This is a genomic window from Streptomyces sp. NPDC028331, from assembly GCF_055565775.1.
In genome coordinates this window covers 24,534-39,766 of sequence record NZ_JBVHTR010000020.1, presented here as the reverse complement: position 1 = coordinate 39,766, position 15,233 = coordinate 24,534, and the positions used below count along the sequence as shown (strand labels likewise).

General features: G+C 70.9%; 14 protein-coding genes. 8 read left to right on the top strand and 6 right to left on the bottom strand.

Annotated elements, in window-relative coordinates; all coding sequences use genetic code 11:
• Positions 1 to 5 precede the first annotated feature (5 nt).
• Positions 6 to 1,652, bottom strand: a complete 1,647-nt coding sequence (locus ACZ4SW_RS26480; protein ID WP_468250609.1) for a protein kinase domain-containing protein — start codon at positions 1,650 to 1,652, stop codon at positions 6 to 8.
• A 376-nt stretch (positions 1,653 to 2,028) separates the two neighbouring features.
• Between ACZ4SW_RS26480 and ACZ4SW_RS26475 the strand changes: the two genes are divergently transcribed.
• The 4 genes from ACZ4SW_RS26475 (at position 2,029) to ACZ4SW_RS26460 (ending at position 7,753) form a co-directional block, all read left to right on the top strand.
• Entirely contained in the window at positions 2,029 to 3,600 is a 1,572-nt protein-coding gene (locus ACZ4SW_RS26475) for a protein kinase domain-containing protein (protein WP_468250607.1), read from the top strand.
• A gap of 581 nt (positions 3,601 to 4,181) precedes the next feature.
• Positions 4,182 to 5,372 carry a pyruvate dehydrogenase (acetyl-transferring) E1 component subunit alpha gene (pdhA, locus tag ACZ4SW_RS26470; protein WP_468250605.1) on the top strand — a complete coding sequence of 397 codons (1,191 nt, stop codon included), beginning with the start codon at positions 4,182 to 4,184 and terminating at the stop codon, positions 5,370 to 5,372.
• Between the two features lies 1 nt (position 5,373).
• The gene (locus ACZ4SW_RS26465) at positions 5,374 to 6,351 is read left to right on the top strand and encodes an alpha-ketoacid dehydrogenase subunit beta (protein ID WP_468250603.1); all 978 of its coding nucleotides are present in this window, start codon (positions 5,374 to 5,376) and stop codon (positions 6,349 to 6,351) included.
• Between the two features lie 10 nt (positions 6,352 to 6,361).
• Positions 6,362 to 7,753, top strand: a complete 1,392-nt coding sequence (locus ACZ4SW_RS26460; protein WP_468250601.1) for a dihydrolipoamide acetyltransferase family protein — start codon at positions 6,362 to 6,364, stop codon at positions 7,751 to 7,753.
• A 77-nt stretch (positions 7,754 to 7,830) separates the two neighbouring features.
• Here the strand turns inward: ACZ4SW_RS26460 and ACZ4SW_RS26455 are convergent, their stop codons facing one another.
• On the bottom strand, positions 7,831 to 8,733 hold the full coding sequence (locus tag ACZ4SW_RS26455; RefSeq protein ID WP_468250600.1) for a D-alanyl-D-alanine carboxypeptidase family protein: 903 nt from the start codon (positions 8,731 to 8,733) through the stop codon (positions 7,831 to 7,833).
• A 207-nt stretch (positions 8,734 to 8,940) separates the two neighbouring features.
• Here ACZ4SW_RS26455 and ACZ4SW_RS26450 point away from each other — a divergent pair, with 207 nt between their 5' ends.
• A complete protein-coding gene (locus ACZ4SW_RS26450) occupies positions 8,941 to 9,624 on the top strand; it encodes a GntR family transcriptional regulator (protein WP_468250598.1) in 684 nt (227 codons plus the stop codon).
• Positions 9,621 to 10,937: an MFS transporter gene (locus ACZ4SW_RS26445; protein WP_468250596.1), complete on the top strand. Its 1,317-nt coding sequence runs from the start codon at positions 9,621 to 9,623 to the stop codon at positions 10,935 to 10,937. Before ACZ4SW_RS26450 ends, ACZ4SW_RS26445 begins: the two co-directional genes overlap by 4 nt.
• A gap of 66 nt (positions 10,938 to 11,003) precedes the next feature.
• Here the strand turns inward: ACZ4SW_RS26445 and ACZ4SW_RS26440 are convergent, their stop codons facing one another.
• A complete protein-coding gene (locus ACZ4SW_RS26440) occupies positions 11,004 to 11,804 on the bottom strand; it encodes a carbon-nitrogen family hydrolase (RefSeq protein ID WP_468250594.1) in 801 nt (266 codons plus the stop codon).
• Positions 11,805 to 11,994: 190 nt separating this feature from the next.
• Between ACZ4SW_RS26440 and ACZ4SW_RS26435 the strand changes: the two genes are divergently transcribed.
• Positions 11,995 to 12,819: a maleylpyruvate isomerase family mycothiol-dependent enzyme gene (locus ACZ4SW_RS26435; RefSeq protein WP_468250592.1), complete on the top strand. Its 825-nt coding sequence runs from the start codon at positions 11,995 to 11,997 to the stop codon at positions 12,817 to 12,819.
• A gap of 46 nt (positions 12,820 to 12,865) precedes the next feature.
• Here ACZ4SW_RS26435 and ACZ4SW_RS26430 read toward each other — a convergent pair whose 3' ends face one another.
• On the bottom strand, positions 12,866 to 13,360 hold the full coding sequence (locus ACZ4SW_RS26430; RefSeq protein WP_468250590.1) for an LURP-one-related/scramblase family protein: 495 nt from the start codon (positions 13,358 to 13,360) through the stop codon (positions 12,866 to 12,868).
• Positions 13,357 to 14,355 carry a GlxA family transcriptional regulator gene (locus ACZ4SW_RS26425; RefSeq protein WP_468250588.1) on the bottom strand — a complete coding sequence of 333 codons (999 nt, stop codon included), beginning with the start codon at positions 14,353 to 14,355 and terminating at the stop codon, positions 13,357 to 13,359. Before ACZ4SW_RS26425 ends, ACZ4SW_RS26430 begins: the two co-directional genes overlap by 4 nt.
• A gap of 51 nt (positions 14,356 to 14,406) precedes the next feature.
• On the opposite strand from ACZ4SW_RS26425, the gene ACZ4SW_RS26420 reads away from it, so the two are divergent.
• A complete protein-coding gene (locus tag ACZ4SW_RS26420) occupies positions 14,407 to 14,802 on the top strand; it encodes a cupin domain-containing protein (RefSeq protein ID WP_468250586.1) in 396 nt (131 codons plus the stop codon).
• A 107-nt stretch (positions 14,803 to 14,909) separates the two neighbouring features.
• Here the strand turns inward: ACZ4SW_RS26420 and ACZ4SW_RS26415 are convergent, their stop codons facing one another.
• Positions 14,910 to 15,146: a hypothetical protein gene (locus ACZ4SW_RS26415; protein WP_468250584.1), complete on the bottom strand. Its 237-nt coding sequence runs from the start codon at positions 15,144 to 15,146 to the stop codon at positions 14,910 to 14,912.
• Positions 15,147 to 15,233: the final 87 nt, after the last annotated feature.

Genomic DNA, 15,233 nt, shown 5'->3' with positions numbered 1-15,233 from the left:
GCGCCTCAAGCCGGGTTTCCCGTCGACACCGTGAGCTCGATCCTGGGCATCTTCTTCGGGTCGGCGTCCGTACCGGCCGCCGGGGACTGGCTCATGACCGTGTCCTGGCCGTAGGTGTTCTCGTCCTCGTGCGTGATCCTGTACTTCCAGCCCGCGGCCTTGAAGCACGCCTTGACCGATGCCAGGTTCTTGAAGGAGAAGTCGGGCACCCGGATCTTCTCCGGGTCGATGTACGACGTCTCCGGTTCCGTGCACCTCGTCGCGTCGATCGTCTTCGTGGTGTCCGGGCCCCTGTGGCCCGCGGCCACCGACGGGGCCGCGCTCGCGCCGTCGTCGCCCCCGCCGCCCGCGTCACCGCTGCCGCCGCCGTTGCCGCGCAGAGTCAGCGCCGTCATCAGACCGACCACCACGACCAGGGCGACCATGACCGACCCGATGACCACGGCCCGGTTGCCCCGCTGACCGCCCGTGGGGTGCGCCTGCGGGGCGAGGTGGTACGGCGGCGGGGTGGCCGCGGACTGCCGCGGCGGGTACCCGGCGGTCCCCGGGGGCGCCTGGAAGCCGCCCTGCTGCGGGTAGCCGTACGGGGGCGACGGGGCCGGTGCGCCGTATGGGCCGGGCTGGTACGGGGTCTGCACGGGCCCGACCGGGGCCGGCCTGGACTGGCCGACCGGCGGGAAGACCGCGGAGCCGACACCGGCGCCGCTCGGCGCCTGCGTGCCCGGCACGATGCTCGGCGGGACGGCCGTGAGCGACGCGGCCACCCGCAGGCACTCGTCCCGCATCGCCTCCGCGCTCGGGAAGCGTTCGTTCGGGTTCTTCCTCAGCGCCCGTGCCACCAGCGCGTCCACCGCGGGCGGCAGTGCGCGGTTGATCGAGGACGGAGCCACCGGCTCCTCCTGCACATGTGCGTACGCGATCGCGAGCGGTGAATCCGCCTCGAACGGCAGCCGTCCCGTGACCAGTTGGAACAGCATGATCCCGACCGAGTACAGGTCAGACCGCGCGTCCACGCCCCGCCCGAGGGCCTGCTCCGGCGACAGGTACTGCGGGGTGCCGACCACCATGCCGGTCTGGGTCATCGAGGTGACGCCGGACTGCATGGCACGCGCGATGCCGAAGTCCATGACCTTGACGACGTTGCGCTTCGTCATCATCACGTTGCCCGGCTTGATGTCCCGGTGGACCAGCCCCGTCTCGTGGCTGATCTCCAGGGCCGCCAGCACATCCGCGGTGATCTTCAGCGCCTTGTCGGCGGGCATCGCGCCGTACTGCCGGATGTCCGCGTCGAGGACCGAGCCGAGCGGCTTGCCCTCGATGTACTCCATGACGATGTACGGGGTGGGCGCCCCGGCTCCCGCGCCGGAGCCGTTGTCGAACTCGGCGTCCTCGCCGGTGTCGAAGACCGAGACGATGTTCGTGTGCGTGAGTTTCGCCACGGCCTGCGCCTCGCGGCGGAAACGCTCGCGGAAGGCCGGTTCGCGCCCCAGCTCGGTGTGAAGTGTCTTGATCGCGACCTGGCGGTCGAGGACCGAGTCGTACGCCAGATGCACCGAGGCCATGCCGCCCTCGCCGAGCAAGTCGCGCAGCTGGTAGCGGCCGCCGGCGAGCGCGCGCCCCGCATACCGGCCGTGTGCGCCGTCCTGGCTCATGTTCTGCGTCCCCCATCGGCGCGGCGGCAGCGGTGCTGGTGCTCCCGCGGTCCGTGATCGATATCCGTGTTGTCGACGATCGACAGCCACTGTCCAGTGATCGACCGGTCATTCCCGGCCAAGTCTGCCCCAGGGCAAGGACACGTCAAGCTCGGTGCCCGTTCCGTGACCGTACGCGAAAGAAGCGTCGCGCAAGCGTTACAGGGGTCGTGCGGCCGGCAGACGGAATTTGCACGTGGGACCGGGTTCGGGGTTGGATGGCCGGTCATCTCGAACCCATCTCGGACCGGCGTCTTGCGCGGAGCCTGTAGCGTGGCCCGTCGGAGACCGTAACAACCACCGCGCAGACCGCGGGCAGAAACGACGGCGAGGACCGATGGCACAGACGCAGCGCGCCCAGGGCCCGTCCGACCCCGAGGCGACTGGCGGCGGCATGTCAGACGCGCCGGAGACCTGGGGCAACGGCGGACTTGTCGGGGACGGCCGGTACCGGCTGACCCGCAGGCTCGGCCGGGGCGGCATGGCCGAGGTGTTCGCGGCCGAGGACGTGCGCCTCGGCCGGACGGTCGCGGTCAAGCTGCTCCGTTCCGACCTCGCCGAGGACCCGGTGTCCAAGGCGCGCTTCACACGCGAGGCCCAGTCGGTGGCCGGGCTCAACCACCACGCGATCGTCGCCGTGTACGACTCGGGCGAGGACTACGTGGGCGGCCAGTCGGTGCCGTACATCGTGATGGAGCTGGTCGAGGGCCGTACGATCCGCGACCTGCTGCTCAACGCGGAGGCGCCCGGCCCGGAGCAGGCCCTGATCATCGTCTCGGGCGTCCTGGAGGCGCTCGCCTACTCGCACCAGCACGGCATCGTGCACCGCGACATCAAGCCGGCCAACGTCATCATCACCCACAACGGCGCCGTGAAGGTGATGGACTTCGGCATCGCGCGCGCCCTGCACGGGGCGTCCACGACGATGACGCAGACCGGCATGGTGATGGGCACCCCGCAGTACCTGTCCCCGGAGCAGGCGCTCGGCAAGGCCGTCGACCACCGCTCCGACCTGTACGCGACGGGCTGCCTGCTGTACGAACTGCTGGCGCTGCGGCCCCCCTTCGTGGGCGAGACGCCGCTGTCCGTCGTCTACCAGCATGTGCAGGACATCCCGGTGCCGCCCTCGCGGATCTCCGAGGGGGCGTCGCCGCCCGAGCTGGACGGGCTCGTGATGCGCTCCCTCGCCAAGGAGCCGGACGACCGGTTCCAGACCGCGGAGGAGATGCGCGGCCTGGTCCAGTACGCGCTGCAGATGCTCTACGACCAGGGCGGCCACACCGGCACCTGGAACACCGGCCCGGTGGAGGTGCACGACGGCCGGCACACCCCGGCCGCGGGCCTCGCCGGCACGGCGGTGCTGCCGCATCCGGGCGAGGCGGGCACCGCGCAGATCCCGCAGTCGGTCCTGCCCGCGGGGTACGGATCCGGGGACGACGGCGGTTTCGAGGGGCACGGCAACAAGGGCAGCGGGCGCGGCAAGCTGTGGGTCCTCGCGGTGCTCGCGGTCATCGCGATCGCGGCGGGCGTGGCCTTGGCGATGCAGAACAACAAGGGGGACGGCGGCGGCACCGGACCGACGTCGTCGCCCACCGTCACGAAGTCGCAGGAGCAGAAGCAGTCCAGCCAGACGCCGACGGACGAGGACACCGCCACCTCCCCGGGTGACGACACGGGCACGGGCGGTGGTTCGGACTGGACGCCCTCCTACCGGCCGTCGCAGAGCTACAGCCAGCAGCCGCCCGCCCAGCCGTCGTCGGCGCCGCCCCAGACGAGCGAGCAGCCGACCCCGTCGGACCCCTCGCAGGGGCAGCCGTCCGACACGCCCCCTTCGGACGGAGCCGGCGGCTCCACGCCCTCGGAGGGGACGGACGGGGGCGGCGACGGCTCCGGCCCGCCGGCGCCCTGACGACCGGCGGTCGAGCACCCTCCACGCGCGCGTGGCCCGTCTTCGGGCCACGCGCGTGGCCTTTTCCGGGCTCCACACGCGCGTGCCCCTTTTCCGCGCTCCCCGGGCGCGTGGCCTTCTCTGCCGGCTCCACGGCGGGGGCGCCGCAGTCGCCCCCGCAGTCGTGCCCCCGAGTCGTGCCCCCACAGTGGTGCTCCCCACGGTCGCGTTCGCGGAGCGCCCCCGTCCGACACCCGTGTCACTCCGGATGATGTCTTCCCGTGCTCCGGGCGGGCGGGATAACGTGCCGTTGTTCCGGCCCCCTGCAAGGCTGTGACCAGCGCCTGTTCCCGACTGACTCGATTTACTTGGAAATCCAAGCAAAATCCCAGGTCAGGAGGGGTTTCACAGAAATGTGGCGCGCTGGGTAACGTGCCCCTTGCAGGGTGCTCGCCGGGGCACCTTCCACGTCTGTTCGGACGAGCCGCACCCACCCCGTGCGTCCGTGCGCTGCAGACGGAGCCGCTCCCACCGGCCCGAACGGGCCGAGGGGAACCCAGGCACCCGGCGAACCCGGGGGCCGGACCGACGGAGGAGCACACGTGACCGTGGAGAGCACTGCCGCGCGCAAGCCGCGACGCAGCGCCGGAAGCAAGGCCGGCACCACCGGCACCAAGCGCACCACCAGTAACACAGCCAAGAAGGGCGGCGACGCCGACCTCGTCCAGTTGCTGACGCCCGAGGGCACGCGCGTCGAGAACGCCGTGTACGACCGGTACGTCGAGGACGTCACGCCCGAACAGCTGCGCGGGCTGTACCGGGACATGGTGCTGACCCGTCGCTTCGACGCCGAGGCCACCTCCCTGCAGCGCCAGGGCGAGCTGGGCCTGTGGGCCTCGCTGCTGGGCCAGGAGGCCGCACAGATCGGCTCCGGCCGGGCCCTGCGCGACGACGACTACGTCTTCCCGACCTACCGTGAGCACGGCGTCGCCTGGTGCCGCGGCGTGGACCCGACCAATCTGCTCGGCATGTTCCGCGGTGTGAACAACGGCGGCTGGGACCCCAACGGCAACAACTTCCACCTCTACACGATCGTCATCGGCTCGCAGACCCTGCACGCCACGGGCTACGCCATGGGCGTGGCCAAGGACGGCGCGGACTCGGCCGTGATCGCGTACTTCGGTGACGGCGCCTCCAGCCAGGGCGACGTGGCGGAGTCGTTCACGTTCGCCGCGGTCTACAACGCCCCGGTGGTGTTCTTCTGCCAGAACAACCAGTGGGCGATCTCCGAGCCCACCGAGAAGCAGACCCGCGTGCCGCTGTACCAGCGTGCCCAGGGCTTCGGCTTCCCGGGTGTGCGGGTCGACGGCAACGACGTGCTGGCCTGCCTCGCGGTGACCAAGTGGGCGCTGGAGCGGGCGCGCAACGGCGAGGGCCCGACCCTGGTGGAGGCCTTCACCTACCGCATGGGTGCCCACACCACCTCCGACGACCCGACCCGCTACCGCCTCGACGACGAGCGGGCCGCCTGGGAGGCGAAGGACCCGATCGCCCGCCTGCGCGCTCACCTCGAGGCCTCAAACCACGCGGACGAGGGTTTCTTCGCGGAACTCGAGGCGGAGAGCGAGGCGTTGGGAAGGCGGGTGCGTGAAGCGGTCCGTGCCATGCCGGACCCGGACCACTTCGCCATCTTCGAGAACGTGTACGCGGACGGGCACGCGCTCGTCGACGAGGAGCGGGCCCAGTTCGCCGCCTACCAGGCGTCGTTCGCGGACGTGGAAGGGGGACGGTGACATGGCCGAGAAGATGGCCCTGGCCAAGGCGGTCAACGAGTCGCTGCGCAAGGCCCTGGAGTCGGACCCCAAGGTCCTGGTGATGGGCGAGGACGTCGGCAAGCTCGGCGGTGTCTTCCGGGTGACGGACGGCCTGCAGAAGGACTTCGGCGAGGACCGGGTGATCGACACCCCGCTCGCGGAGTCCGGGATCGTCGGTACGGCGATCGGCCTCGCGCTGCGCGGTTACCGTCCGGTGGTGGAGATCCAGTTCGACGGGTTCGTCTTCCCGGCGTACGACCAGATCGTCACCCAGTTGGCGAAGATGCACGCGCGCTCGCTGGGCAAGGTCAAGCTGCCGGTCGTCGTCCGCATCCCCTACGGCGGCGGCATCGGCGCGGTCGAGCACCACAGCGAGTCCCCGGAGGCGTTGTTCGCGCATGTGGCGGGTCTGAAGATCGTCTCTCCGTCCGACGCCTCGGACGCGTACTGGATGATGCAGCAGGCCATCCAGAGCGACGACCCGGTGATCTTCTTCGAGCCGAAGCGGCGCTACTGGGACAAGGCCGAGGTCAACACGGAGGCGATTCCGGGGCCGCTGCACAAGGCGCGGGTGGTGCGTGAGGGCACGGATCTGACCCTGGCCGCGTACGGCCCGATGGTGAAGCTGTGCCAGGAGGTGGCCGACGCGGCCGCCGAGGAGGGCAGGTCGCTGGAGGTGCTGGACCTGCGGTCGGTCTCCCCGCTCGACTTCGACTCCATCCAGGCGTCGGTGGAGAAGACCCGCCGCCTGGTGGTGGTGCACGAGGCACCGGTGTTCTTCGGTTCGGGCGCGGAGATCGCCGCTCGCATCACGGAGCGGTGCTTCTACCACTTGGAGGCGCCCGTGCTGCGGGTCGGCGGTTACCACGCCCCGTATCCGCCGGCGCGGCTGGAGGAGGAGTACCTGCCGGGCCTGGACCGGGTGCTGGACGCCGTCGACCGCGCCCTGGCGTACTGAGGAGAGGGTCGTGACGACGATGACTGACGCGTCCGTGCGCGAGTTCAAGATGCCGGATGTGGGCGAGGGGCTCACCGAGGCCGAGATCCTCAAGTGGTACGTGCAGCCGGGTGACACGGTCACCGACGGGCAGGTCGTGTGCGAGGTGGAGACGGCGAAGGCGGCCGTGGAGCTGCCGATCCCGTACGACGGGGTGGTCCGCGAGCTGCACTTCCCCGAGGGCACCACGGTGGACGTCGGCACTCCGATCATCGCGGTCGACGTGACCGGGGGCGCCCCCGCCGAGGAGGCGCAGGCGCCCGCCGAGAAGGCGGCGGCGGAGGAGGGGCCCGCGGCGCAGGAGACCCGGCAGGAGGGCCGCAAGCCGGTCCTCGTCGGGTACGGCGTCGCCGAGTCCTCCACCCGGCGCCGTCCCCGCAAGGCGCCCGCGGCGGCGGCCGAGGAGGCCCTTCCCGCGCTCCAGGGCGACCTGAACGGACACGGCAAGCAGGCCCGTCCGCTGGCGAAGCCGCCGGTGCGCAAGCTCGCCAAGGACCTGGGCGTCGATCTGGCGACGGTACGGCCCTCGGGCCCGGACGGGATCATCACGCGCGAGGACGTGCACGCCGCGGTGACCGTCGCACCGGCCGCCGAGGCCGCCGCGGCCCCGGTGGCACCCGCCGCGGTCGAGGCGCCGGCGCCGGTGGTGACGTACGACAGCGGACGGGAGACCCGTATCCCGGTCAAGGGTGTCCGCAAGGCGACCGCACAGGCGATGGTCGGCTCGGCGTTCACCGCGCCGCACGTCACGGAGTTCGTGACCGTCGACGTCACCCGCACGATGAAGCTGGTCGAGGAGCTCAAGCAGGACAGGGACTTCGACGGCCTGCGCGTCAACCCCCTGCTGCTGATCGCCAAGGCCCTGCTGGTCGCGGTCAAGCGGAACCCGGACATCAACGCGTCCTGGGACGAGGCCAACCAGGAGATCGTCCGCAAGCACTACGTGAACCTGGGCATCGCGGCGGCCACCCCGCGCGGTCTGATCGTGCCGAACATCAAGGACGCGCACGACAAGACCCTTCCGCAACTGGCCGAGGCGCTCGGCGAGCTGGTGGCCACGGCCAGGGAGGGCAGGACGAGCCCCGCGGCGATGCAGGGCGGCACGATCACGATCACGAACGTGGGCGTCTTCGGGGTCGACACCGGCACGCCGATCCTCAACCCGGGCGAGTCCGCGATCCTCGCGGTCGGTGCGATCAAGCTCCAGCCGTGGGTCCACAAGGGCAAGGTCAAGCCCCGCCAGGTCACCACCCTGGCCCTGAGCTTCGACCACCGCCTGGTCGACGGCGAGCTGGGCTCGAAGGTCCTCGCGGACGTCGCGGCGATCCTGGAACAGCCGAAGCGGCTGATCACCTGGGCGTGACGCGGGACGACACGCCTATGGCGAAGGGGGCCTGCCGCTGACCGTCAGCGGCAGGCCCCCTCGGCGTGTGGCGGGTGTCAGCCGAGCCTGGCGAAGCCGTAGTTCAGCAGCTTCGTCGCGTCGGTGGCACGCTGGTTGATCGACGACGAGGCGAGGACCGTGCCGATGACCGTCTTGCCGTTGCGGGTGGCGGCGAAGACGAGGCAGTACTTGGCCTCGGGGCCGGAGCCGGTCTTCACGCCGATCGTGCCGCTGTAGCTGCTGAGCAGCGTGTTGGTGTTGGTCCACGGCGCCATGGTGCGGACGGTGCCGGACTTGGTGATGGTCTTCGCCGTGTACGACTTGGTCTTCACGATCGTGCGGAACGTGGAGTTCTTCATCGCGCTGCTCGCGATCTTCGTCAGATCGCGCGGCGTCGAGTAGTTGTTGCCGTTGCCGATGCCGTCGAACGAGTCGAAGTGCGTGTTCTTCAGGCCGAGGCTGGTGGCGGCGCTGTTCATCTTGCCGATGAACGACTTCACGCGCGCGTCACGCGTCGTGCCGGAACCGAACTTGTCGGCGAGCGCGTAGGCCGCGTCACAGCCGGAGGGCAGCATCAGCCCGTACAGCAGCTGACGGACGGTGACCTGGTCGCCGACGATCAGGTGCGCCTGGGAGGCGTTGTTCGCGACCACGTAGTCGCTGTACGCCTTCTGGATCGTCACCTTGGCGTCGAGGTTGAGGTTCGGCTGTGCGAGCACCACCTTCGCGGTCATGATCTTGGTGGTGGAGCCGGTGGAACGCCTGGTGTCCGCGGCCTTCGTGTACAGCGTCGCGCCGTTGGCGTCGTTCATCGCGTAGCCGCCCGCGGCCACGATCGAGGGCGTGGTGACGGCCTGAGCGGGCACCGCGGTGAGGGCTCCGGTGGTGAGCACGGCTCCGGTGGTGACCGCTGCCGCGACTGCCCTGCGAACTCGCGTGCCCTTGATGCCGGTAATCAAAGTTGAACGCTCCGATTGCGTCTCTGATGCCTGTGAATGCATCCAAATGCCCCTGGGGTGCGGCCAGATGACGCGGCCGCTTCCTCGTGAGACTCGTAAGTAGCACAAATGGATGTGCGGTTGCCCGGGTGAATTCGAAGACGGATGTGCCAGTCCGCATGCTGGACGCGCGTCGGCATGCGTACGTGTTGTATCTATGATGTGCGCATGCCTGCAGCTCCGTCCGTCGCCGAAGTCCCCGAGAAGATGCCCCTCAAACAACCCCCCGCCGCCGACCGTGTGTACACGCACGTCAAACAGGGTGTCCTGGAGCGCCGTTACGAGGGCGGAACGCTGCTGACCGAGGGCGAGCTGGCCGAGGAGGTCGGCGTCTCGCGGACGCCGGTGCGCGAGGCGCTGCTGCGGCTGGAGGTCGAAGGGCTGATCAAGCTCTACCCGAAGAAGGGCGCACTCGTCCTCGCCGTCTCCGCCCAGGAGATCGCGGACGTGGTCGAGACGCGCCAGCTCGTCGAGGAACACGCGGCCCGCAAGGCCGTCCCCGCCCCGCCCGGGCTGCTCCGGCGGCTCGAGGAACTGCTCGCCCGCCAGAAGGAACAGGCCGCCGCCGGCGACCTGGCCGGGGCGGCGGTCACCGACCGCACGTTCCACGCGGAGATCGTGCGCAGCGGCGGCAACGAGATCCTCTCCCGCCTGTACGACCAACTCCGCGACCGCCAGTTGCGGATGGGCGTCGCCGTCATGCACTCGCACCCCGACCGCATCGCCAAGACCCTCGCCGAGCACGAGGAGATCCTCGGGGCGCTGCGGTCCGGCGACGCCGAGGCCGCCGTGGCCGTCGTGCACCGGCACGTCAGCTGGTTCTCCCACCTGGCGCGGGGTGAGGTGCGATGAGGTCGGGCTCGGTGAGCTCCCGTTCCGTGTCGCTGCCCGGTGATCCGCCGGGCGGCCGGCGTGCCGTGGCCGTGTGGGCCATCGGCGTCTCGGTCTACTTCGTCGCCGTCATCTTCCGTACGTCGCTGGGCGTCGCGGGGCTGGACGCGGCGGACCGCTTCCATGTGAACGCCTCCGCCCTGTCCACCTTCTCCATCCTCCAGTTGCTCGTATACGCGGGCATGCAGATACCCGTCGGCCTGCTGGTGGACCGCCTGGGCACCAAGAAGGTGCTGGCCATCGGGGTCGTCCTGTTCACGGCGGGTCAGCTCGGGTTCGCCTTCTCGCCGTCGTACGGCACGGCGCTCGCCTCGCGCGCGCTGCTGGGCTGCGGTGACGCGATGACGTTCATCAGTGTGCTGCGGCTCGGCACGCGCTGGTTCCCGGCCCGCCGCGGCCCGCTGGTCGCGCAGCTCGCCGGTCTGGCGGGCATGGCGGGCAACCTGGTCTCCACACTGGTGCTCGCCCGGCTGCTGCACGGGGTGGGCTGGACGGCGGCGTTCGGCGGCAGCGCGCTCGCCGGGGTGGTCGTCCTCGTCCTGCTGCTCCTGTTCCTCAAGGACCATCCGGAGGGACACGAGCCGGAGCCGTTCCCGCACCACGGGTCTGCGTACGTGCGGCGGCAGATCGTGGCCTCGTGGAAGGAACCCGGTACGCGGCTCGGCATGTGGGTGCACTTCACGACGCAGTTCCCGGCGATGGTGTTCCTGCTGCTGTGGGGCCTGCCGTTCCTGGTGCAGGCACAGGGGCTCACGCGGGCGACGGCCGGTGAACTCCTCACGCTCGTGGTGCTGTCCAACATGCTGATCGGACTGGTGTACGGGCAGATCGTGGCCCGGCACCACGCGGCGCGGCTGCCGCTGGCCCTCGGCACGGTCGGTGCGACGGCGGCGGTGTGGGCGGCCACGCTCGCCTACCCGGCCGCGCATGCGCCGATGTGGCTGCTGGTCGTGCTGTGCACCGTGCTCGGGGCGTGCGGCCCGGCGTCGATGATCGGCTTCGACTTCGCGCGGCCGGCGAACCCGCCGGAGCGCCAGGGGACGGCGTCCGGGATCACCAACATGGGCGGTTTCGTCGCCTCCATGACGACGCTGCTGGCGATCGGGGTGCTGCTGGACGCGACGGGCGACGACTACACCGTGGCGTTCTCCGCGGTGTTCGTCCTCCAGGCGGTGGGGCTCAGCCAGATACTGCGACTGCGCAAGCGGGCGGCGCGCAGGGAGCGGGAGCGGCTTGTCGCCAGCCGGGTGGAGACGGTGCACGTGCCCGCGTGAGGGTGCCGGTGCCGCCGGTGCCGAGCGGGGGAGGCCCTGCGGCACGACTGCCCGCAGCCGCGCAGGCTACAGCGGGCGGTGGGGGCGCTCCAGGCCCAGGACCCTGTCCTTCAGCGCCGGGAACTGCTCCCTCGTCGTGGCGACCTTCGCCGGGTCGAACTCCACCCGCAGGATCTCCTCCTCCGCGCCCGCCTCGGCGAGGACCTCTCCCCACGGATCCACCACGATCGAGTGACCCGCCTGCGGAACTCCCGCATGAGTCCCCGCCGTTCCACAGGCAAGGACGTACGCCTGGTTCTCGACCGCCCGCGCCTGGGCCAGCAGCGTCCAGTGGGACCGGCGGCGCTCCGGCCAGCCCGCCGGGATCACGAGCGTCTCGGACCCCGCGTCCACGAGCGCGCGGAACAGCTCGGGGAAGCGGAGGTCGTAACAGGTGGCCACGCCGACGGTCGTCTCCGGCAGACGCACCGTGACCGGCTCGGTCCCCGCGCCCATCAGCACGGCCTCGCCCTTGTCGAAGCCGAAGCGGTGGATCTTGCGGTAGGCCGCGGCCGGCTCACCGGAGGGGGAGAAGATGAGAGCCGTGTTGTAGAGGGTGCCGTCAGGGGCGCGCTCGGGGATCGAGCCGGCGTGCAGCCACACGCCCGCGTCGGCCGCCGCCTCGGCCATCGCCTCATGGGTCGGCCCTTCCAGCGGCTCGGCCTCGGCATCGAACCGCTCGTAGGCGAACGCCCCGGTGGTCCACAGCTCGGGCAGCACCACGAGATCGACTCCGGCTTGATCTCGTACCATCGAGGCGGCTCGTCGCCGACGCGAATCGGCCGATTCGTCCTCGTCCACCCGCATCTGGATCAGGGAGGCGCGCACACTACCACCGTCCTGGTAATCGAGCCTTTTCAACGGGCCTACGATCGTCACACCAAAGCACTGCCGGGGTGCCTCGCAGCAGCGTAACTTAACGTCCCAGACACCCGCTGACAGCCACCTCCCGCAGTACAACCACCGACAACGCCGTCGACCAACCACCGTGCACCGACCGCCCGAGGGGTCCCGTTCCGTGAGTCTGCATCCCACTCTCCAGCCCTACGCCGATGCCTGGACCCACTCCATCGAAGCGATATCCGAGCTGGTGCAGCCGCTCGCGGAGGCCGAGTGGAACCGGCGGACACCCTGCCCCGGCTGGTCGGTGCGCGACATCGTCTCCCATGTCATCGGCATGGACTGCGAGATGCTCGGCGACCCGCGCCCGATCCACTCCCTCCCGCGCGACCTGTTCCACGTCACGAACGAACACCAGCGCTACATGGAGATGCAGGTCGACGTCCGCCGCCACCACACGGCGCCGGAGATGACGGCCGAACTCGAGTACACGATCATCCGCCGCACCCGCCAGCTGCGGAACGAGTCGCGCGACCCGGGCACCAAGGTGCGCGGCCCGCTGGGCACCGAGCAGACCCTCGAGGAGTCGATGCGCTACCGCGCGTTCGACGTGTGGGTGCACGAGCAGGACCTGCGCACCGCGCTGGGCCGGCCCGGGAACCTGGACTCGCCGGGCGCGCACATCACCCGCGACGAGCTGCTGGCCGCCCTGCCGGACGTGGTGGCCGGGGCCGCGGGCGCGCCGCCCGGCTCCGCGGTCGTCATCGACGTGCACGGCCCCGTGGAGTTCCTGCGCACGGTCCGGGTGGACGCCGAGGGCCGCGGCACGATCGACGGCACGCCCTCCCTCGGCCCGGCGGTGACGCTCACACTCGACTGGGAGACGTACGTCCGCCTGGCCTGCGGGCGCGTCGGCGCGGACGCCGTCGCCGACCGCATCAAGACGGAGGGCGACCCGGAGCTGACGGCGGCCATCCTGCGCTCCTTCGCGGTGACGAAGTAGACGACGCGGACGAACCGCCGAAGGCCCGGCGCACCCCGGTCCCCGCTCAGTCCTCCTCCCGCTCCTTGTCCGCCAGGTGGATCACGCACACGGCCACCGCGATCAGCAGCGCCGGATCCGCGTCCTCGCGCACGATGTCGACGCCGTACGTCTCACGGACGTGCAGCCAGCGCCGGGAGATCTGCGCGAGCAGCTCGCCGTCGTACTCGACGGCGAACTCGCGGTCGAGGATCTTGCCGCTGACGTCGAGCTCCGTGCCGTCCGCCAGCGAGACGCGGTAGTGGTTGCGCAGCAGGGACAGCCGCTTGCGCTTGATCGTCGCCAGCCCGCTGCCGTCGCGCTCGATGATCATCGTGTCGCGCAGGGCGAACATCTTCTGATGGATGTCGATCAGGACACGCCCCTGCGGGTCCTTCAGCTCGAAGGTGTCCCTCAGTCGCATCGCCTTGCCGTCGACCAGGAACACCTTGGCGCCGTGCTCGTCCTCGATCCAGTAGTCCTCACCGATGCCGAGGAGCCGGTCGCGCACAAAAAGTCTCATACGCTCAGAGCTTCCCCCGGGGCGGGCCCGAAACGCCGCCGGTAGGCCGACGGGCTGAGTCCGGTCTCGCGCCGCAGCCGGGCCCGCAGGTTGGCGGCCGTGCCGAGGCCGCTGCGCGCCGCGACCACGTCCAGCCGCTCCTCCCCCCGCTCGATCATCCGGCAGGCGAGAGCCACGCGCTCGCCGGTCAGCCAGGCCAGCGGCGTCGTGCCGAGCTGGACGCGGAAGCGGCGGTGCAGGGTCGCCGGGCTGACCGCGGCGCGGGCCGCGAGGTCGCCGACGGTGAGCGGTTCGCCCAGCCGCTCCTGCGCCCAGGCCAGCACCGGGGCGAGCGATTCGTCCGGCACGTCCGGCACGGGCCGTTCCACGAACTGCCGTTGCCCCCCGTCCCGGTGCGCGGCGAACACCAGCCGCCGGGAGACCGCGTTCGCCACCTCGGCACCGTGGTCACGGCGTACGACATGCAGGCCCAGGTCGAGCGCGGAGGCGCTGCCGGACGCGGTCAGGATGTCGCCGTCGTCCACGAACAGCACATCCGGTTCCAGCCTGACCCGGGGAAACCGCGCCCGGAACGAATCCGCCCACATCCAGTGGCAGGCCGCCCGCCGGCCGTCGAGCAGCCCGGCCTCCGCGAGGGTGAACGCCCCGGAGCAGAAGCCGACCAACCGTGCGCCCCGCGCGTGCGCCCGGCGTACGGCGTCCAGGACCTCCTCCGAGCGCGGGGTGTCGGTGTCGGGCCGGTTCGGCACGATCAGCGTGTCCGCGTCGTCGGCCGCCTCGAGCCCGGCGACATCGGTGAGCGTGAAGAAGCCGTCCCGCATCCGGGTCCTGGGCGCGGCCGCGCACAACCGGAAGTCGTACAGCTCCCGGCCGAGTTCGGGCCGCCGCAGCCCGAACACCTCGATGGCACAGCTCATCTCGAAGGGGTTGGAGTTCTCGTCGACGACCAGCACCACCCGGTGCGGGCGCGACGCCTGAAAGGATCCTTGCGGCATGTGCGATTTCTAGCACTCGTCCCGCGGCAGGTCACCCCGCACGATGGCGGCATGGCACCCAAGCAACCCATCTCCCTCGCCGCGGCCCTCGCCTCCTTCGCCGAGCTGTGGAGCCCGCGCATCGTCACCACCGTCAACGACTACGACGTCCGCGTCGCCAAGGTCGAGGGCGAGCACCTGTGGCACACGCACGACCACACCGACGAGTTCTTCCTCGTCCTCGACGGTGAACTGCGCATCGCGCTGCGCGAGCCGGCCGGCGAGCGCACGGTCACGCTGTCCAGGGGTTCGGTCTTCACGGTTCCGCGCGGCACGGAGCACAAGCCGTCCGCGCCCGCCGGGGCGTCGATCCTGCTGTTCGAACCCACCGGCACCACCACGGTCGGCGACCGCCATGAAGAGGTCCCCGACCACGTGGACGCGACGACCGGACACGCGCTGACCTGAACCCGCCCGTTCCCGGCGGCCGCCGTCGCGGACGCGGACGAGTCCCCCGCACACCCGGCGGGGGACTCGTGCACGGACCGCGAGCGGGCTGTGCGGGGGCGGCCGGCCTACCGGTAGCCCTCCCGCCTGTCCTGCTCGTCGATGTCGTCCTCGTCCCAGGACGAACGCCGGTCCGCGCCCTCACCGCGGCGCGTGCCGGACCTGCCCAGGTCCTGGTCCGAGAGATCGGAGCCGCTCATGTCGGGGTCGCGGCGCTCCCGGTCGCGGATCTCCTCGCCGCTCGTCTCACCGCGCTCGCGGTCCCGCTTCGGGCGGCGCATCTGGTCGTCGATGTCACGAGGCATGGAACTGCTCCCTTGCACTGACCCCCCTGTGTGAGACGAGCATCTCTCCCCCCGCCCGCGTGCGCATCCCGTGATGAGTCACTTACG